This is a genomic window from Micromonospora sp. M51, from assembly GCF_018070305.1.
In the GTDB taxonomy this organism is placed as follows: domain Bacteria; phylum Actinomycetota; class Actinomycetes; order Mycobacteriales; family Micromonosporaceae; genus Micromonospora; species Micromonospora parva.
The window spans coordinates 14165-31454 of the sequence record NZ_JAGPXZ010000005.1; the positions used below are offsets into that span (position 1 = coordinate 14165).

23 protein-coding genes and 1 tRNA gene are annotated in these 17290 nt (G+C 66.4%); 22 read left to right on the forward strand and 2 right to left on the reverse strand.

What is annotated here, in order from left to right; translation table 11 throughout:
• Positions 1–50 precede the first annotated feature (50 nt).
• From KBX53_RS00730 to KBX53_RS00750, 5 genes are all read left to right on the forward strand, one after another.
• On the forward strand, positions 51–647 hold the full coding sequence (locus KBX53_RS00730) for a hypothetical protein (RefSeq protein ID WP_210857463.1): 597 nt from the start codon (positions 51–53) through the stop codon (positions 645–647).
• 448 nt (positions 648–1095) lie between these two features.
• The gene (locus tag KBX53_RS00735; protein WP_210857464.1) at positions 1096–1755 is read left to right on the forward strand and encodes a hypothetical protein; all 660 of its coding nucleotides are present in this window, start codon (positions 1096–1098) and stop codon (positions 1753–1755) included.
• 32 nt (positions 1756–1787) lie between these two features.
• On the forward strand, positions 1788–2891 hold the full coding sequence (locus tag KBX53_RS00740; protein WP_256443290.1) for an ImmA/IrrE family metallo-endopeptidase: 1104 nt from the start codon (positions 1788–1790) through the stop codon (positions 2889–2891).
• 149 nt (positions 2892–3040) lie between these two features.
• Positions 3041–3550 carry a hypothetical protein gene (locus KBX53_RS00745; protein WP_210857466.1) on the forward strand — a complete coding sequence of 170 codons (510 nt, stop codon included), beginning with the start codon at positions 3041–3043 and terminating at the stop codon, positions 3548–3550.
• A gap of 491 nt (positions 3551–4041) precedes the next feature.
• Positions 4042–4314, forward strand: coding sequence for a hypothetical protein (locus tag KBX53_RS00750; protein WP_210857467.1), 273 nt, complete (start codon positions 4042–4044; stop codon positions 4312–4314).
• Positions 4315–4354: 40 nt separating this feature from the next.
• Here the strand turns inward: KBX53_RS00750 and KBX53_RS00755 are convergent, their stop codons facing one another.
• Entirely contained in the window at positions 4355–5221 is an 867-nt protein-coding gene (locus KBX53_RS00755) for an AbiV family abortive infection protein (RefSeq protein ID WP_210857468.1), read from the reverse strand.
• A 221-nt stretch (positions 5222–5442) separates the two neighbouring features.
• Between KBX53_RS00755 and KBX53_RS00760 the strand changes: the two genes are divergently transcribed.
• The 17 genes from KBX53_RS00760 to KBX53_RS00840 all read left to right on the forward strand — a co-directional run bounded on the left by KBX53_RS00760 (position 5443) and on the right by KBX53_RS00840 (position 16856).
• Positions 5443–5589, forward strand: a complete 147-nt coding sequence (locus KBX53_RS00760; RefSeq protein ID WP_210857469.1) for a hypothetical protein — start codon at positions 5443–5445, stop codon at positions 5587–5589.
• A 27-nt stretch (positions 5590–5616) separates the two neighbouring features.
• A complete protein-coding gene (locus tag KBX53_RS00765) occupies positions 5617–5934 on the forward strand; it encodes a putative quinol monooxygenase (protein ID WP_210857470.1) in 318 nt (105 codons plus the stop codon).
• Positions 5927–7123: a helix-turn-helix domain-containing protein gene (locus tag KBX53_RS00770; protein ID WP_210857471.1), complete on the forward strand. Its 1197-nt coding sequence runs from the start codon at positions 5927–5929 to the stop codon at positions 7121–7123. Before KBX53_RS00765 ends, KBX53_RS00770 begins: the two co-directional genes overlap by 8 nt.
• Positions 7124–7309: 186 nt before the next feature.
• The gene (locus KBX53_RS00775; RefSeq protein WP_210857472.1) at positions 7310–7642 is read left to right on the forward strand and encodes a hypothetical protein; all 333 of its coding nucleotides are present in this window, start codon (positions 7310–7312) and stop codon (positions 7640–7642) included.
• Positions 7643–7763: 121 nt separating this feature from the next.
• Complete coding sequence (locus tag KBX53_RS00780; protein WP_210857473.1) at positions 7764–8699, forward strand: hypothetical protein; 936 nt, start codon at positions 7764–7766, stop codon at positions 8697–8699.
• 107 nt (positions 8700–8806) lie between these two features.
• A complete protein-coding gene (locus tag KBX53_RS00785) occupies positions 8807–9685 on the forward strand; it encodes an FtsK/SpoIIIE domain-containing protein (RefSeq protein WP_210857474.1) in 879 nt (292 codons plus the stop codon).
• The gene (locus tag KBX53_RS00790) at positions 9682–9867 is read left to right on the forward strand and encodes a hypothetical protein (protein WP_210857475.1); all 186 of its coding nucleotides are present in this window, start codon (positions 9682–9684) and stop codon (positions 9865–9867) included. Before KBX53_RS00785 ends, KBX53_RS00790 begins: the two co-directional genes overlap by 4 nt.
• A gap of 84 nt (positions 9868–9951) precedes the next feature.
• Positions 9952–10467, forward strand: a complete 516-nt coding sequence (locus KBX53_RS00795; protein ID WP_210857476.1) for a hypothetical protein — start codon at positions 9952–9954, stop codon at positions 10465–10467.
• Positions 10464–10886 carry a hypothetical protein gene (locus KBX53_RS00800; protein ID WP_210857477.1) on the forward strand — a complete coding sequence of 141 codons (423 nt, stop codon included), beginning with the start codon at positions 10464–10466 and terminating at the stop codon, positions 10884–10886. The genes KBX53_RS00795 and KBX53_RS00800 overlap by 4 nt, the downstream gene beginning before the upstream one ends.
• A gap of 773 nt (positions 10887–11659) precedes the next feature.
• Positions 11660–12007, forward strand: a complete 348-nt coding sequence (locus KBX53_RS00805; protein ID WP_210857485.1) for an RRQRL motif-containing zinc-binding protein — start codon at positions 11660–11662, stop codon at positions 12005–12007.
• Positions 12004–12426, forward strand: coding sequence for a DUF3307 domain-containing protein (locus KBX53_RS00810; protein ID WP_210857478.1), 423 nt, complete (start codon positions 12004–12006; stop codon positions 12424–12426). The genes KBX53_RS00805 and KBX53_RS00810 overlap by 4 nt, the downstream gene beginning before the upstream one ends.
• Positions 12427–12440: 14 nt before the next feature.
• On the forward strand, positions 12441–12644 hold the full coding sequence (locus KBX53_RS00815; RefSeq protein ID WP_210857479.1) for a hypothetical protein: 204 nt from the start codon (positions 12441–12443) through the stop codon (positions 12642–12644).
• Positions 12641–13528, forward strand: coding sequence for a hypothetical protein (locus KBX53_RS00820; RefSeq protein ID WP_210857480.1), 888 nt, complete (start codon positions 12641–12643; stop codon positions 13526–13528). The genes KBX53_RS00815 and KBX53_RS00820 overlap by 4 nt, the downstream gene beginning before the upstream one ends.
• On the forward strand, positions 13525–15114 hold the full coding sequence (locus tag KBX53_RS00825) for a replication initiator (protein WP_210857481.1): 1590 nt from the start codon (positions 13525–13527) through the stop codon (positions 15112–15114). Before KBX53_RS00820 ends, KBX53_RS00825 begins: the two co-directional genes overlap by 4 nt.
• Positions 15115–15203: 89 nt before the next feature.
• Positions 15204–15407, forward strand: coding sequence for a hypothetical protein (locus KBX53_RS00830; RefSeq protein WP_210857482.1), 204 nt, complete (start codon positions 15204–15206; stop codon positions 15405–15407).
• Positions 15404–15598: an AlpA family transcriptional regulator gene (locus KBX53_RS00835; RefSeq protein ID WP_110564460.1), complete on the forward strand. Its 195-nt coding sequence runs from the start codon at positions 15404–15406 to the stop codon at positions 15596–15598. The genes KBX53_RS00830 and KBX53_RS00835 overlap by 4 nt, the downstream gene beginning before the upstream one ends.
• A 1-nt stretch (position 15599) precedes the next feature.
• Positions 15600–16856, forward strand: a complete 1257-nt coding sequence (locus KBX53_RS00840) for a tyrosine-type recombinase/integrase (protein WP_210857483.1) — start codon at positions 15600–15602, stop codon at positions 16854–16856.
• Positions 16857–16918: 62 nt separating this feature from the next.
• On the opposite strand, the gene KBX53_RS00845 is transcribed toward KBX53_RS00840, so the two are convergent.
• Positions 16919–16995, reverse strand: a tRNA-Ala gene (locus tag KBX53_RS00845).
• Between the last annotated feature and the right edge of the window lie 295 nt (positions 16996–17290).

The window sequence follows — 17290 nt, forward strand, 5'->3', positions numbered from 1 at the left end:
AACAGGCCCTAGGCCGGGCACCGACCTAGCCGACCAGACTGGAGGCGCGCGTGTCAGTCGACCTTGAGGCAACAGTGGCCCGGCCCATCTCCCTCGCCGAGGTGGTGACCGCCGCGCGAGCCACCCTGGCCGAACTGCTCGGCATGACCACGACGCCCGAGCTGATCATCGTCACCGACCGACGCTACGAACAGGGACGCCGCGTCGATTCCGGACGCCGCCTCGACGCGGCGGAACTGCGGGCCACCACCATCGGCGACCGCATCGATCGCACGCCCGACGGCATGCCCGGTGCGATCCACCTTGAGGTCGATGTCGCGGGCTTCGAGGACAGTGTCTGGCTCCTGGTGATCGACCACGAACCGGAGACCGACACTGGTCCGGAGGCCGTCTTCAGCCCGTACCGCACGTGCGTGGGTGTCGTCGTAGCGCTGGCCATGGCCCTTGCCGTCACCGACCTCACCGGCGGACAGTTCACCGACGACCAGATCCGGCTGCTGCGGCCGGGCCACTCCGACCCGCGTCAGGTGGTCACCGCGACTCGACTGCCACCGGAGCCGGGGGACTTCGCCGAAAGATGCGAACGCTACATTCGCCAGTTCGCGCATCTCCGCGGGTGGCCGCGCGACGTGTCCATGCGCCCCTGACGGCGTCGCCCCGCCACCCGAAAGATCGGAAAAGGCCGTCTCCGACTCGCGGAAACGGCCTTTGACCTGGGGTGGAGCTGAGGGGATTTGAACCCCTTACACCTTCGACCCCGATAGATCATCTCCTATCGGGCGGATTGCGGTGCTGACCTGCACAACCGTCGTCAACGCCTCTCGACGTTTGACACGGCTTGTCGGTCCCGGTTGTGCCGGATCTGTGCCGGATGATCTTCAGCTATACGCTCGCGCTGCGATCTTGACCGCCCGAGCCACTGGAACGTATGTTCTAACGGTGCACTGCTTGCCTGGGACGTCGACGTCAAGCACCACCTCGCTCGGCGTGTCGCCCTTCGGCAGGCCCCCGCTGTCAACCTTCCCCGCTACCCTCCCTTATAGTTTCGGCACCTCGGATGAGGTTCCGGATGTATAAGGGACCTGAGGAGGTTCGGTGGCAACAGTCCTTCCCCTCGGTGGGGGCGGGTACGAGGAGGAGCTTCGGCGGCTCGGCATCCCGTACGACGCCCTCCTCGAAGCCGTCGGCGCAAGCAACACCGAGCGTCGACTGTGCACGCCTCAGTCAGCCAAGACCGCCTTCGGCTACTACGCCTACAACGGCATGGTGACGGGTATGACGGTTCAGCTGCGACCGCACGGCTACCGCCGGATCGACCTCAACGGCGTGTTGCCGCTCTGGGTCAACGACGAACTGAAGGTCAAGATCGGTGTCACGAGCGGTAACGCCATGACAGGCGCTCGTCTCGGAGGCCATCAGCCGAGGACGCGCTACCCCAAGGGGGAGCTGACTCGACAGATGGTCACTCGCAACCAGCCAGCGGGCGTCACCCCGCTCTTCGACATCGCGATGGAGACGAGCAGCCAAGAGGAGCCCTTGGCCGACTACAGCCTCTGGCTGGCGCTCATGTACTACGACAAGGCGAAGTCGGAAGTCCGATACGAGTTGTCTTACCCGCTCCAGACCGACGGGCGTGGCTTCATCACCCAGTGGCACCCGCGCATCATCCCGCCGCCGTATCCCGTCGAGGAGATCCCCGGAGACGATCCGAACGACGGCTTCGGAGAGATCGACGTGCGCGTCGAGCCCCGCTAGCGCCAAAAGCGCTTCATATAGAAAGAGTGCCCATGTTTACGCCGTCGCGATTGGCCCTAGCTAGGAAACGACGCGGCATGTCAGCCGCAGAACTCGCGCGGCGCATCGAAAAGAGCACTCAAAGCGTCTCGAACTATGAGTGTGGCCGCCAGAAGCCCTCAGAGGAAACTCTTGCCCGGATCGCCTCCGAGTTGGAGTTTCCTCTGACCTTCTTCTTCCGGCCTCCAGTGGAGCACGTTATGGAAAACCAGGTCAGCTTCCGAGCAAGAACGAAGTTGCTGGCAGGCCCCCGTGACGCAGCATTAGCCACGGCAACACTGGCCTTCGAACTCAATTGCCTAATCGATGCCCGATTCCGGCTTCCCGAAGCCAACGTGCCGACGTTAGAGCGCCACCGACCAGAGCAGGCCGCGGAGTTCGTCCGCGCCAAGTGGGGCATCGGGGAGCTTTCTCCCGCCCCAAACATGGTCCACCTGTTGGAAGCTAACGGTGTTAGGGTTTTCTCGCTCGCCCCAGAACACGGCGATGTTGACGCTTTCTCATTTTGGCGAGGCGGCATACCCTTTGTGGTCCTTAACACCTTGAAGTCTGGTGAACGCGGCAGGTTCGACGCAGCTCACGAGCTGGGACATCTAGTACTACACGGCCACAACGGATGCACCACATGGCCGAAGGATAGCGAACGGGAGGCAAACCAGTTCGCTTCGGCTTTCCTAATGCCACGAATGAGCGTCCGCAGCCGGGTACCAAATAACCCGACCACGGATCAAGTGCTTCGAGCGAAGCAACATTGGCGCGTTGCAGCGTTGGCCCTGACATATCGAGTAAACGACATTGGGATGTTCAGCGAGTGGAACTACCGCCGGTGTCTGATCGAACTTGGCAAGTTGGGGTATCGCATCGGAGAGCCTGGGGGAATCCGACGTGAAACATCTCAGGTCCTCGATAAGGTATTTCGAGGATTGCGGAAGCAGGGCATTTCTCCGACACAGATCGCTGCCGAACTGGATACGAGCGTTGAAGATCTGAGCATGCTTGTCTTTGGGCTAGTGATGACGGCCTTTGAGGGCACTCGCGACGAGAGCCTGCGGCCAGAACGACCTAATCTAAAGCTAGTTGCTGGTGGTCGCCGCTAAGCCGCACTCCTGATACCCCCCGGTGCGCCTCCTAGCCATCCCGGAGCGCCCGAGGCCCCGCCGGAGGCACGCCCGGAGCCTGAGCCGACACCGGGGCTGACGCATCGGTTGGGTAGAATTTGATGGCCGGGAGAAGGGGAGGTGTGCCAATGCCGATAATGGTGGACAATAGTTCCGTCTGGGTAGACGGCGTGGTGTTGTACCGCGACGATGTAGTCCGTCTGGCCCGGTTGATGTCGGAGGGTCTTCCCGAGGCCGCCGCCACGATCTCTGTTAGGTACAAGGGACATACGTCCGCCATTCGCAACGTCTCGCTCGACGACATCGACTTTGGGTCAGTTGCCGTGCTCGACCTAGCGAACGGCCGCGCGGTCATCGATCTGGACAGGGGCCAACTACGGTTCCAAATTCCAAGCGATTACCCCAAACGGAAGTTTGTCAGCGACTTCTATAACACACTTGAACGAATCAGTCCTCCGTCCCGGATCCGCTATTTGGTTAGCAAGCCCAATCCGCACCGAGTCGAGCTGCATGACCTTAGTCGGGCGCAATTGCGGCGGCAGAAGTCTGATCCCGGCAAGCGCGTTCTCTACTGGGCGGCAGTCGTCAGTGCTCTGGCGGCGGTGATAGCCATCCCAGTCGCGATCATGTTTCGGTGAGGTCGTACGTCGCTCCGTCGACCTGGACAAGCCCCGGATCTGCCAGTGCTCCTGGCGGCCCCGGGGCTTCGTCGTATGTCGCGCCGCCGGCGGGCTGTAACCGACGCGCTGGCGGCCGAAGGCCAGAGGCGCGGCGGCGGGCCCTCGGCCCGGCCCTGGTTCGGCGGCGTGAGCGGCCTGCGAAGCGGGCCGCCTTGATCCCGTACAGAAAGTTCTCACAGGGGCACTACCGGGCTCATGTCGTACTCCGGTTGGTGTAACACATTGATACGCTTGATGGGTTACGCGATCTCCCGGCTCGCCGGCTGCCGACTCTGAACCCCAGTGGTCTAGGACGCGGATGCGGCAACATCCGCTTCTGGTGAGTTCAGTGCACACCGATATCGCCGACGACCGTCCGCGCGCTCTGAGCCAGCCCCCGTTCCCAGGCCCCTGCTTTATCCTGGCACCCAGCCTTGCCAAGAGATATTTGGCCCACTACCGTACGGGGCATGGCTCAACGTCCTGCCGGCTTTACGTGGAACGGCTTCACGCCCGAGCAAGTCGAACTGCTGGCCTTCCTCGACCATTTGGGTAACAACGGCTGGGCGAGGAACAGCCAAACCGAGGTGGCGATGCCCAAACTGATGCAGGAATTTGCCGACTCAGGAGTCGCGCTCGAGCAAGTCAAAGAAGCTATGGCTGAGATTGGCTACGACAAGCACGCCCTCCACCAGCTTCACCGCTGGGAGTCCAAACGCATTACAGGACGCTTCGGTAGATGACAGTGAGGATGCTCGGGCTTTAGGAGCACGCAGGACTCGATCATTCTTCCGGGTCGATGACTTCGTCGAGTTCGCCCGCCAGAGAGATCAGCTCTCGCGTTTCTGCTTCGTAGCCGGGTTTACCGAGATTCCGGAATGGCTGCCGGTCTGCTCCCGGAGGATTGAAGCGGTATGCCGCGTTCGGCAGAGCCTTTCCCGGAGTGCCACTCTTTAACGAGCGTTTGAGATCAGCGATGAATGGGCCGGTGTCGGTTGTCTCCTCAACATCGTCCAGCCAGGTCAGGGCTTGATCTTCCAGACCAGAAGCACCAGATTCCTTCTCATCCTGCTGCTTACCCTCGATGTGTTCGCCGAGACGCAACTGCCAGCCTATCTGATGGATCTGAGCGATCGTTTCACGAAGGGCTGCCTCGTTTGCCACGCCATCGGGTGCGAGCGCTTCGCCGACCTTGTCAATCTCGACGTAGAAGCCCCGTTGCTTGATGTGGTCACGTCGCAGCCAAGCCCTGATAGTGCCTAACGCTGCGGCGTTCCGCTCTGGGTTCGCGGGTTCCCCGAACCAGTACCGCTCTTCGGTCAGGAAGCCGTAGACGGCCTCCAACTTCTTCTGGTGGCTGGACCACAGCTCGTCGAGCGAGTCGCACCGAAAGGTCTCGCCGTCGGGCAAATAGCCCATCGCCACGCGCCGATCATGAATGGCGATGGCCTTACCTGACTCCTCCATGCCAAGGATGGCGATGGACCGAGCCAACGCAACGTAGCCTAGATCCAGGATTGCAAGGGCGGACTCCAGCAACGTGTTGGCGTTCGCGAGCAACGCGTCCTGAAGCTTGACCACCTGCTCGGGCGTGAGGTCGGGGAGTCGTCGAATCGGCACACCTCCAGTCTCCACGAGGGTCAACAGCATTCGCCGTAGGCGAGCGTTACAGGGCTGCGCCGTGGAGGCGCCCTGGCGCAGAGCCCTACCTCCCCTCGCCGGTGGCCCGGCGCAGGTTTGCAGGCACTTCATCTGCCGCTCGCCGTGCGGCAGCAGGCGGCGGGTCAGCCACGCAGTGTGACGACCAGACACTACCGGTCGGTGGGCCGTCACCCATCCCACCCGGAATAGTCGCTTAGCGCATCAACTGGATGCGTGACAGCACTACCGGGCTCATCCGACAGAGCTACTGGCTCAGCAGCCCCGCCCCGTTCCCTGACTACCCCGGTAAGCAGATCCGTAATAGAATACGGGTGGCCAAACAAGAGTACGGCCAGAGTTGCGTACGCAACCCGTGACTCTCGGTGAGCAAGGAGGGTGACTGCATGTTTGCGTTGGTGGTGCGCTTCGATCTGAAGGACGACGAGAGCGCGAAAGCGTTTGACGCGCTTGTCGAAGAGACAGGGGTTGAGATTCGTGCCCGCGAACCAGGGACGCTGATTTATGCTACTCACTCTGTAGAGGGGGCACCGCTCGCCCGAGTCTTCTACGAGTGCTACGCAGACCGAGAAGCATTCGAGGCGCACGAAGTGCAACCTCACGTGATCCGTTTCCACAAGGAGCGCGAACCGTATACGCAGGACGCGCGGGTTGAGTTCCTAACGCCCGGACCTAGCAAGGGCCTTGGTTCACTAGATGCCTGACAGCAATGAGCACGGTCGACTTATAGCTAGGCGACGGCAAAAGCGTGGGCTTTCTCAGCGTGAGTTTGCCGAAATGATCGGGCGGTCTGAGGCTTGGCTTTCGCAGGTCGAGCGCGGGGTACGTTCGATCGACCGGGTCTCCATCTTGGAGCGGATTGCGGGCGCGCTCGGTATCCCCATGGCTGAACTGGCCCCGGGCACTGCGGATACGGAGAGCGCTGAAGTTCCCTCGGCGGCTGCCGCCCTGCGCTCGGTGCTAAGCACCAGCTACCTCATGGCCGCGATTCTGGGCAAGGACCGAGAGCTTCCCCTGCCGCAGACAGCCGAGCGAGCCGACCTGTGCTGGACGTACGCACACGCCGCCCGTTACGAGGACTTGGCCGGGCTGCTGCGTGGCCTGCTGCCGGATCTGGAGAGAGCAACACGATCCGCCAAAGGCGAGGCCCGAAAGACGTATCTCACCGAGCTAGCGTCGGTATATCACGCCCTCTCGGCCGCACTGTCGAAGCTTGGTCAGCATGAAGCGGCCTGGGTCTCAATCGACCGGGCGTTGCTAGTTGCGGAGCAGGTCGGAGACCCGCTGTTGGTCGCCGCTGGGACGTTCCGCCTTGCGCTGGTGTTTCAGGGCGGGCGGCAATTCGAGCAGGTCATAAGCGCTGCATCGTCGTCTGCCGAAGCGCTTGAGTCCGAGGTGTCGGCGTGCAAGCCGGCGGCTGTGTCGCTGTTCGGGGCGCTGAATCTGCAACTGGCTGTGGCCTCTGCGCGGATGGGAGATGATCAGAGGGCTCACGAGTATCTCGGAGTGGCGCGAGAGGCAGCTCAGCTCCTGGGGGTCGACCGCAACGATTACGAGACCGAGTTTGGTCCCACGAATGTCCAGCTACACGAGGTCGCGGTGGCAGTCGAACTCGGCGACGCCGGGTCTGCGCTCCGGACGGCGGAGCGGATCGACCCGTCCGTCCTATCGTCTGAGCGGCAGGCTCGGCTCCTCATGTACGTGGCACAAGCCTGGACTCAGCGCCGCAGGGTGTCTGAGGCCGTCGATGCGCTTGAGCAGGCCGAGGCGCTAACCCCGGAGCAGATCAAGGGACACCCCGTGGTCGAGACGATGGTTGCCGACCTTCTACGGATGGAGCCCACCCCTTCTGACCGACTGGCAGCCTTGGCACGCCGCGTAGGAGTTGCCTAGCTACCGTCACACGTTCTGAGCTGCACCGAAGGGCGTCCCACAGCGGGGCGCCCTTCTTCGTGCCAAGATTTTGATCGATGGCCCGTACTGAAATACTAGACACGTACTTTTGTACGGGCTAGGCTGATCCCATCGAACACGGGCGATCGCTCAAGGTGAGCGAGCCCTAGTTGAAGGGAGTCAGTTATGGGACGTCTGCTGCTGGACACCTCGCGGGTGTCGTACGAGGTCGCGGTGAACCCGGTTCCGAAGCTGGACCAGACGGGTCAGCAGAAGTTCGACCGGGAGACGAAGCAGCCGATGTGGGCGGTGCAGCTCTACGCCCTGTCGGAGGGAAGCGCCGAGGTCATCAACGTGACGGTGGTCAGCCCGGTGATGCCGGCGGTGGCCGTTCGTCAGCCGGTCGTGCCGATGGACCTGGAGGCGCTGCCCTGGGTCAACGACCGGGACGGCAAGGTCCGCTCCGGTGTCGCGTTCCGGGCTTCGGCGCTGACCGCGATGGACACCGCCGCCGTCTAGCGGCCGGGGTTCCTGTTCGGCTCCACAGAAGCGAAGAGGTGGACACGGGGTCGCCGCTGATTGGCGTCGTCTGCGACCCCGCGTCCTGTCCAACAAGGTCCCTACTGAGGGAGGACTTGTCGTGTCCAAGTCTAGCCAGAGGTCCCCGTTCGGCTGGTCGAACCGTGGGGGCAACAACGTCACTGTCATCGAAGCGCCGGTTGCCCGCTCGTACCGTCGCCGGGCCACCATCGCGTTCTGGGTCACCCTCGGCGCGGTCGGCCTGCTGGCCGCCATGGTGGCCTCGGAGTACATGCACCCGATCCTGGGTGGTCTGCTCGGCGTCGTCCTCGGCGCTGTGCTCGGCGCGGTCGTGTTCGCGCTGATCGTGGCGTGGCCGGTCCTGCGCGTCTTCTGGCACTGGCTGCCGGAAATCGTGCTCGGCTTGGCCGCCGTCTACGGCTGGACCACGCTGATGCAGTCGACCCCGCTGTGGGGCTCGCTGCTCGTCGTCGCCCTGGTCGTCGGCGTCCCCGCCGCCATCAGCCCGGTTCGCCGTCGGGTCATGGCCTGGATCTGGTGCCTGATCGTGCGGCACCGGCTGCGGTTGTGCTTCGCGGCGTTCATCGCCACCAACCGGCACGGCTCGCTCCCGCTGATCCTGCCCGCCAAGCCGACCCCGGCCGGTGAACGGGTCTGGGTGTGGCTGCGCCCCGGCCTGTCCCTGCGGGATCTGGAGCAGGACGGCCAGGTACAGAAGCTCGCAGTGGCGTGCTGGGCCAACGAGGTCCGCGTCATGCGCGCCGGCCGCAAGTACGCCGCGTTCATCCGCATCGACATCACCCGCCGCGAACCCCTGGCGCACACGGTCGTGTCGCCGCTGCCGGACTACGTCCCCACGGACATCCCGGCCAACGCCCCTACCTCTCCGGGCATGCCGCCTGTCGGCCTGGACCTGCCCGACGTGCCTGACCAGCCAGCCACCGCATCACCCGATGCGCCACGCCAGCGCAAGCCGCGCAACCCCACCACCACTACCGCGAGCCCGAACGGGTTCGACCCCTCCGACTACGCCTAACCACCGGGACGGCGCGGACAGAGCACCCCTGACGGGTCAAGCGTCCGCGCCCCACCCATCCCCACCCGCCTGACACGTACGTGTCAACCGACCCCGGGAGCCCTGCCATGGACCTCACGGACACCATCGAACTGCCCCCGCCCCCGGACGCGCCGCAGACGGTCCCGGTCGGCGCGGGCCTGTCCATCTTCGACCCGGTCTTCCTCGGCATCGACGAGTTCGGCCACCCCGCCTACCTGCCGATGATCTACCGCAACATCCTCATCGGTGGCGAACCCGGCGCGGGCAAGTCGTCGCTGTTGAACACCATCGTCGGGCACGCCGCCCTGTGCCCGGACGTGCGGCTCTGCCTACTCGACGGCAAGCAGGTCGAACTCGGGTTGTGGAAGGACGCCGCCGACGTGTTCGTCGGCCCCGACATGGACCACGCCATCCGCACCCTTCGCCGGGTGCAGACGGTGATGGACAACCGGTACTCGTTCCTGCTGGCCCGGCGTCGCCGGAAGATCGGCCCGAACGACCTGTTCGGTCAGATCCTCGTGGCCTGCGACGAGATCGCCTACTTCTCCGCCACCGCCGGAGACAAGAAGGACCAGGACCTGTTCGCCGCGCTGCTGCGCGACATCGTCGCCCGGGGCCGTGCCGTCGGCATCATCGTCGCCGCCGCCACTCAGCGCCCGTCATCGGACATCATCCCGCCGTCACTGCGGGACCTGTTCGCGTGGCGGTTCGCCGGGCGCTGCACCAACGACGTGTCCTCCGACATCGTGCTCGGGCACGGCTGGTACGCCCGCGGCTTCTCCTCCAACAGCATCGACCCGAACAACCAGGGCGAGGGCTACCTCATCGCCGAAGGCGGCACCCCCAACCGCGTCAAGGCCGCCTACATGACCGACGCCGACATCATCCGCGTCGCCGACTACGCCACCTGGACCCGCCGCCGCAGCGGCCTCGCCGCCCCGGCTGACCTGCGGACTGCGGCATGAGCACCACGACCACTACCCCGCCCCGCGTCCTGGACCTCGTGCTCATCGGGACCGGCGAGGACATCGCCGCCCTGACCGCCATCGCCCGCCACGCGGGCGCCCTGGTCTTCCGCTCCGCACCCGCTCTTGTCAGCGACGGCAGGCAACGGGTGATTCTCCGGCTCCACCTGCACCACCGATAGAAGCGGCCGACAGACCGGCCAAGGCCCTGAGAAAGCTGCCCGGTCTGCCGACCCAACCACCGCCCACGAAAGGACGTGGCCGCCATGAACCCTACCCAGAAACAGCACCCCACCCCCGGCGCGCTGGCCGACCTGACCCCGGCCGACACCCTGCGCTGCGCCGCCCGCTACCTCGAAATCCGAGGCTGGACCCAAGGTGCCTACTACGGCACCGAGGACACCCCGTTCCCGCCCGCCTGCGCCGCCGGCGCAATCGGCATGGCCGCTCACGGCCACCTCAAGTCGATTCCCCACGACGGCCCGACGCGCGACGGAGCCCGCGACTACACCCGCGCCCTCGACGCCCTGGCCACCTACCTCGACTTCCACCAGCCCCAGCCACGGGCCACCGAGGACGACGACCCCACCTGCCCCCTGACCTGGAACGACCGCCCCGGGCAGACCGCCGAGCAGGTCATCTCCACCCTGCGCGACGCCGCCGACGACTACGACTGGACCCACGCCACCGAGGACGACCTCGAAACCTACGCCGATCACGAGTACAGCCAGGAACGGCTGCCCACCCGCGCCGGGTTCCTCGTCTGGCGGGCCACCCGATGAGCACCGTCTCGGCTCTGCCGACCGGCAACGTTCACGCCGTTCTTGACCGTGCCGCCCTCTACCTGGGCCGCTACGGCTGGACCCCCACCGGCCTCTACGACGCCCACGACGCCTGCCCCGCTAAGTGCGCCTGTCACCGCACCGGCACCTACCCGGCGTCGATCCTCGGCGCGATCCGCGCCGCCGTGTTCGGCCGCCCCCGCTGGTACCTGACCGGCATCACCGACGCCGACCAGCACGCCTACTCGGCGGCCGTCGAGTGGTTCAACACCTACCTCATCGCCGTCGGCCACGCCGGCCTACACGCCCCGGTCTTCGCCTGGGAAACCCTGCCCGGCCGCAAACCGGCCGACGTCATCGAGGCGCTGTGCGCCGCCGCCATCGCCTACCGCCGACACACCATCCGGAGGGCCGCATGAGCACCGCCGCCCACACCCCCGACCTGACACGTACGTGTCAAAACGACATCTCCACCGCCGCACTCGTCGGCGCACTCGAAGCCGCCTGGGCCGCGATCCGCGCCCAACACACCGAAGTCCCGGCCGCCGTCCTCGTGGTCGGCTCCGGCTCCCCCACCAAGCCCAACCAGGGCATGAAGTGGGGCCACTTCGCCGCCCTGCGCTGGCAAGCCGGCGAACAACAACTGCCCGAAATCCTCATCTCCGGTGAAGGGCTCTCCCGCGAACCGGAAGCCGTGTTCACCACGCTCCTGCACGAAGCCACCCACGCCCTCGCCGACGTGCGCGGCATCCAGGACACCTCCCGGCAGGGCCGCTGGCACAACAAGAAGTTCGCCACCCTCGCCGCCGAACTCGGCCTGTCCACCACCAAGGACGACAAGCTCGGCTACTCGCCCTGCACCCTGACCGACCTCACCCGCGCCCGCTACAAGGCCACCATCACCGGCCTCACTGAGGCGCTGCGCTTCTACCGCCACCCGGAACCGACCGGGGAAGGCAAGACCCGAACGAACAACAACAACGGCGTCTCGTGCGAGTGCGAGTGCCCCCGCAAGCTGCGCATCTCCACCACGGCCTTCGAGGAAGGCCCGATCGTCTGCGCCCTGTGCTCGGCGGCGTTCCTGCCCGAGGACATCGACCGCGACACCTACGAACACCCCACCTTCACCACCGGCACCCCTGCCGGCGCTGACGACGACCAGGACCAGGCCGACGACGACTCGGAGGACCCGATGGTGTTCTACGACCCGACCGGCGAGCGCTACGGCCTGCCGACCTACCCCTACAAGTTCGCCCCCGACGGGCTGCTGACCCGCCGGCAACTGCGCGCCCGACAGCTGCGACCCGGTGGCCAAGACCCCGCCGCGCAGCTCATGTGGCGTCGCGGTAAGCGCGTCGCCTACCTGTTCCGCCTCGACCTGGCGATGCCCAAGCGCACCGCCACCGCCGCCCAACGCGCGGCCATCGATAAGGCGCTCACCGCGCGGCGTACCTGCCCCGACTGCCGGCAGATCAAGCCCTACTACATCCCCCGCCGTACCGGCTCCTGCCTCGACTGCATCCCGGAGGTAACCCGATGAACCCCGCCCTCGTCTTCGCGGTCATCACCGCCGTCCTGATCCCGGCGCACCAACTCGCCGACCACATCGTGCAAACCGACGCCGACGCGTCCCACAAAGCCGAGCCCGGCTGGACCGGCTGGCGTCACCTCCTGATCCACGTGAGCACCTACCACCTCACGGTCGCGGCCATGCTCGCCGTCACCGTCATCCTGCTCGACCTGCCGGTGTCCGCTCTTGGACTCACCGCCGGCCTGGCCTTCTCGGCCATCACCCACGCACTGCTGGACCGCCGCTGGACGGTCCGCCTCATCCTGCGCGCCACCGGCTCGGCCGCCTTCGCCGACCGACAGACCCCGGTCTGCGGCATGTACCTCGCCGACCAATCCCTTCACTACGCCTGCCTCTGGGTCTCCGCCCTCCTCATCGCCTGCCTCTGAAAGGGGACACCGCCATGTACCGGTACCTGCTCACCTTCACCCACCGCACCAACGGCGGCACCGACATGACCGCCATCGACTTCCCCACCGCCCGGCCCATCAGCTCCGCCGCCGACCTCCCCGCCATCACCCTGCTGCTGCGCTCTGAGGGCTACACCGAGCCCTTCATCATCGCCTTCTCCCTGTTCACCCCCGCCCCAACGCAGGCGGCACAATGACCACCTCCAAGAACGGCCGCGTCTACGCCTACATCGGCGCGCTGTCCGGCGGAACTGTCTCCGTCGCCGCGAACATCGCTCACTCGTTCATCGCCCCGAAAGACGCTCCCCAGAACTGGAGCCCGGAACCGGGCGCGGTCATCTCCGCGATCGTCTGGCCACTGTTCCTGTTCATCGCCATCGAGATCCTTGCCCGCACGCCCTGGCCGACCGGCTGGGGCTGGAACGTGCTGCGCTGGGTCGGGCTCCCGCCCGTCGCCCTGGTCGCCGCGTTCGTGTCCTACCGGCACCTGTCCGGACTACTCGACCACTACAACGAGGAAACCCTCGTCGTCTGGTTCGGTCCCCTCGCCGTGGATGGCCTGATGCTCATGGCCACCGCCGCGCTACTCGCCACCGGAAACCGCACCACCCGGCCCACCGAACCTGTCCCGGCACCTGCGCCGGCCACCCTCGCCGAGGCGTCGTCATCCGACATCCCCGCCTCGCCGACGGTCCGCCCGGCCGCCGCGACCCCGGCCACCAACCCCGCGCCCGAGATCACCGCACCTGTCCACGAACCCATCACCCTGCCCACCTCTGGCGAGGACACCGACACCCCGACGACGGTCGAGCCCACCCCGGACACCCCCGACGAGGACCCGACCCCGGCACCCACCGCGCCTGCGGTAACAGCCGGCCCTGCGCCCGCGCTGCTCTCTGGAGCCCGGATCGTCGCCAGCGCTCACGAGAAGGCTCACGGTGAACCGATCACCCCCGGTCAGCTCGCTGTGCGACTGCGCGTCCCCACCCACACGGCCGCCGACATCCTGACGGCCCTCAACACCCAACCGAGCATCAACGACAAGCACCACAACGGCACCGCTGTGGGAGCCACCGCGTGACGTCCTCGACGTTGCCTCTCGCGCCCGAAACCACCACGGTTTCGGGCACGGGAGCCTCCGCTGAGTCCGCCGCCTACTGGCCCTGGGCTACCCCCACCCGCACCACCCGTGATCCCGCCGCTGACGGGTGGGTACGCGGGCATGACCCCCGCACCGTCGCATCCGGCCGTGCCCGCGCCCAGGACCCCGACTACCCCGAATGGCTCGGCCACGTCCGCGCCGCGTCGGCGTGCAAGCACCCGATCAGGCTTGCCGGGCAGATCCACGTCAACGACGCTGACGGCAACCGGATGGCGACCGTCGACACCGAGGACATGCCCGACGGCGCGATCTACACCCCCTGCGGCAACCGCCGCGCCGCTGTCTGCCCGTCCTGCGCCGAGTTGTACCGCCGCGACACCTACCACCTGATCAAGGCCGGTCTGCAAGGCGACCGGTGGGGACTACCGCCGCTCAACGAGCACATCGCGATCTTCCTGACCGCCACCGCGCCGTCGTTCGGACCGGTGCACCACCGGGTGGTCAAGGTTCATGCGGCGGACTGCCGGAAGAAGGACGGCTGCACCTGCCGGGCCTCGGTGTGCCACCCGTTCGGCCGTACTTGCCCCCACGGCCAGGAACTGCGCTGCGGCCAACGCCACAAGGCCGCAGAGGCGAACCTCGGTCAGCCGTTGTGCCTGGACTGCTACGACCACGTCGGCCAGGTCGTGTGGAACCACGAGGCACCCGAGTTGTGGCGCCGCACCATCCAACAAGCCGACCGGGAGCTACGCCGCCTTGGCCGCGCCCACGGCGTGGACCTGCGCCGCCGCTACATCAAGGTCTACGAATTCCAGGTACGCGGCGTCATCCACTACCACGCACTCATCCGCCTCGACGGCTACAACCCCGACTGCCCCGAAGCGATCGTGCCACCGCCCCGCGTCATCACCCGGGACCTGTTCGAGGCTGCCGTCCGGGCCGCGTTCGTGAAGACCTCCTACACCTCCGCGCCGCACCCCGCCAACGGGCGGCAGGGCTGGCACATCGCCTGGGGCGACAAGGGCCTGGACCTCAAGCACGTCAACGCACCCGGCCACGAAGTCAACCTCGCGCAAATCACCGGGTACATCGCCAAGTACGTCACCAAGAGCACCGAAGTAACCGGTCTGAGTCTGCGCCGCGTCGACGACCTCTCCGTGGAAATCCACGGCGACCCCGGCACCCACCTCGGCCGGCTCATCCGCGCCTGCTGGGACATCGGCGAGCACCCCGACTACGCGAGGCTTCGCCGCTGGGCACACCAGTTCGGCTACGGCGGACACATCGCCACCAAAAGCCGCGCCTTCTCCGTCACCCTCGGCTTCCTCCGCCTCCAACGCACCATCTGGCGACGCACCGAAGGCCACCCCCACACCTGGGACGACGAACAAACCGAACGCGTCATCTACGAACTCGGCTACCAAGCCACCGGCTGGATCACCACCGGCGACGCACTACTCGCCAACACCGCCGCCGCCATGGCCCGCGCACAACACCTCGCCGGCATCGACGCCCTGGCCGACGAACTCGCCGCCGCTCGCGCGGCCCAACCCCTGGCCGCTTGACACGTACGTGTCAACGCCCGTGAAGCCGTTCCTTGACAACTCCACAGCGCACGCAACAACCCGCCCCGCCCGACCCCGGAAGGAGCGCCATGCCCACACGCGCCCGCCCCCTGGTCGCGGTCCGACTCATCGGCCCGACCGCCACCGTCACCGCCCACGCCGCCACCATCGCGGCCCAACTCACCGCCTACTACGGCCACGAACGGGTCACCTGCCGCACCAGCACCCGCACCGCCGGCTACAGCGGCGAAAGCCACACCTACATCACCCTCAGTCGAAAGGAGCCACGATGACCGCACCCACCCCACTCCCGCTGCCGGACCTCTGGTCCATCAGCGACACAGCCGCCTTCCTGCGCATCCCCGTCGGCACCCTCTACCAATGGCGGCACCGCCGGACCGGCCCGCGCGCCTTCAAGGTCGGCCGCCACCTGCGCTACGACCCCGCCGACGTCCGGGCCTGGCTAGAAGACCAGGCGGCCTGACATGGCAATCGATGACCTCTGGTACCTGACCAAACGCGGCCCCAACAAGGAGCGCTTGAAGTCCAAGCGCTACGGGCGCGGTAAACGGTGGCGCTGCCGGTACGTGGACCGCAACGGCGAAACCCGGGAACGCCTCTTCGACCGGAAGGTTGACGCCGAAGCCTGGGATGCCAACGCCCGCGCCGGAATCGCCGAGGAAACCCGGATCGACCAGGCAGAGCGCCGGCTGACCTTCCAGGACTACGGCGAGCGGTGGCGACTGTCCCGCCAGATCAGTCAGGCCCTCGACTACCAGCGCCACACCGAATCTCGGCTCCGCCACCACCACTACCCGCACTTCGGTGAAAGGGCCATCCGCGCGATCACCGTTACCGACGTTCTGGAGTGGGTCGCCACGCTGCTCCGCAACAACGTCGCCCAATCATCGGTGAAGACCTACTTCGACCTGCTGAACAACATCATGAACTCCGCCGTCGCCGACAAGGTGATCCCCGACAACCCCTGCAAATCGATCCGGCTGTTCGCGATCCTGCGGGGCTTCTCCCGCGCGCCGAAGTGGGTACCGACCGATGACGACGTGCTCGCCCTGGTCGACGTGGTGCCCGACGAGTATCAGGCGGCGATCTGGGCCGGCGCGGGTGAGGGAATGCGACTCGGGGAAGTCCTCGGCCTGGAGGACAGCACCCGGTGCATCGACCCGGACCGTCAGGAGCTGCACGTCGTTCAGCAACTCCGGTTTCACAAGGTCGCCTATGGGGGCTTCTACCTCGCCCCACCGAAGGCCGGCTCGGTCGGGGATGTCGACCTGGACGACCACGTCGCCGCCGTCTTCGCCCAGCACGTCCGCACCTACCCGCCCGCCCTGGTCGAGCTGCCCGACATCACTGCCGGCACCCCCGACCCGGGTCGGGAGCCCAAGCGCCGGATGGTCCCGCTGCTGTTCACCGACGACCAGGGACGGCCGATCCACGACCAACGGTGGTCGCAGATGTGGCGAACCTGGCGCGAGGCGGCCGGCTGGCCCGATGAGGGCACCTTCCACTCCCTGCGGCACTACTTCGCCACCCGCCTAATCACCTCGGGTGCCGACCCCACCGACGTGCAGAACGCGCTACGGCACTCCAGCCTGCGGATCACGCTGGAAACCTACGTTCACTGGTGGCCCAAGAAAGATCGCCGCCGCAACATCATCAGCGGGGCACTGCTCGACGCGAGCGCCAAACGAAAACAGGGCCCGAAGGCCCTGGATTCTCGCTGATTTGTGCCGGATCTGTGCCCGCTGATCTTGCTAGCGGGGTTTCCCCAGGTCGTACGTGTTGCTGGTGGAGCTGAGGGGATTTGAACCCCTGACCCCCTCGATGCGAACGAGGTGCGCTACCAGTCTGCGCCACAGCCCCCCACCGGCGAACCGGCCTCGGTCCCACCCGGCTTACACCGGGCGGGCCGGCAGCAAGGCTAACAGGTTGCCGGCCCCCACCGCGAATCCGCCCCCTGCGTGGCGCTCCCGCAGACCCGAAGATCGACTCGGCTTCCTGAAAACCGGGGCATCCCGGACGCCACGACACCCCGACTTTCAAGAACCCGAGTCGATCAAGCCAGCCGGCACCGGGGAGGCAGGGGCCGGAGACCAGCCCAGGCCGGAGACCAGCCCAGGCCGGAGACCGACTGGGCCGGGGCGCGCGGGCCGCCGCT

Coding starts and splice junctions, on each gene's coding strand:
- KBX53_RS00770 (WP_210857471.1), top strand. CDS start 5,927: ATGCCTGACAGCAATGAGCACGGTCGACTTATAGCTAGGCGACGGCAA.
- KBX53_RS00765 (WP_210857470.1), top strand. CDS start 5,617: ATGTTTGCGTTGGTGGTGCGCTTCGATCTGAAGGACGACGAGAGCGCG.
- KBX53_RS00740 (WP_256443290.1), top strand. CDS start 1,788: ATGTTTACGCCGTCGCGATTGGCCCTAGCTAGGAAACGACGCGGCATG.
- KBX53_RS00840 (WP_210857483.1), top strand. CDS start 15,600: ATGGCAATCGATGACCTCTGGTACCTGACCAAACGCGGCCCCAACAAG.
- KBX53_RS00830 (WP_210857482.1), top strand. CDS start 15,204: ATGCCCACACGCGCCCGCCCCCTGGTCGCGGTCCGACTCATCGGCCCG.
- KBX53_RS00805 (WP_210857485.1), top strand. CDS start 11,660: ATGGTGTTCTACGACCCGACCGGCGAGCGCTACGGCCTGCCGACCTAC.
- KBX53_RS00800 (WP_210857477.1), top strand. CDS start 10,464: ATGAGCACCGTCTCGGCTCTGCCGACCGGCAACGTTCACGCCGTTCTT.
- KBX53_RS00795 (WP_210857476.1), top strand. CDS start 9,952: ATGAACCCTACCCAGAAACAGCACCCCACCCCCGGCGCGCTGGCCGAC.
- KBX53_RS00760 (WP_210857469.1), top strand. CDS start 5,443: ATGCGTGACAGCACTACCGGGCTCATCCGACAGAGCTACTGGCTCAGC.
- KBX53_RS00785 (WP_210857474.1), top strand. CDS start 8,807: ATGGACCTCACGGACACCATCGAACTGCCCCCGCCCCCGGACGCGCCG.
- KBX53_RS00815 (WP_210857479.1), top strand. CDS start 12,441: ATGTACCGGTACCTGCTCACCTTCACCCACCGCACCAACGGCGGCACC.
- KBX53_RS00790 (WP_210857475.1), top strand. CDS start 9,682: ATGAGCACCACGACCACTACCCCGCCCCGCGTCCTGGACCTCGTGCTC.
- KBX53_RS00810 (WP_210857478.1), top strand. CDS start 12,004: ATGAACCCCGCCCTCGTCTTCGCGGTCATCACCGCCGTCCTGATCCCG.
- KBX53_RS00750 (WP_210857467.1), top strand. CDS start 4,042: ATGGCTCAACGTCCTGCCGGCTTTACGTGGAACGGCTTCACGCCCGAG.
- KBX53_RS00755 (WP_210857468.1), bottom strand. CDS start 5,221: ATGCTGTTGACCCTCGTGGAGACTGGAGGTGTGCCGATTCGACGACTC.
- KBX53_RS00835 (WP_110564460.1), top strand. CDS start 15,404: ATGACCGCACCCACCCCACTCCCGCTGCCGGACCTCTGGTCCATCAGC.
- KBX53_RS00745 (WP_210857466.1), top strand. CDS start 3,041: ATGCCGATAATGGTGGACAATAGTTCCGTCTGGGTAGACGGCGTGGTG.
- KBX53_RS00775 (WP_210857472.1), top strand. CDS start 7,310: ATGGGACGTCTGCTGCTGGACACCTCGCGGGTGTCGTACGAGGTCGCG.
- KBX53_RS00820 (WP_210857480.1), top strand. CDS start 12,641: ATGACCACCTCCAAGAACGGCCGCGTCTACGCCTACATCGGCGCGCTG.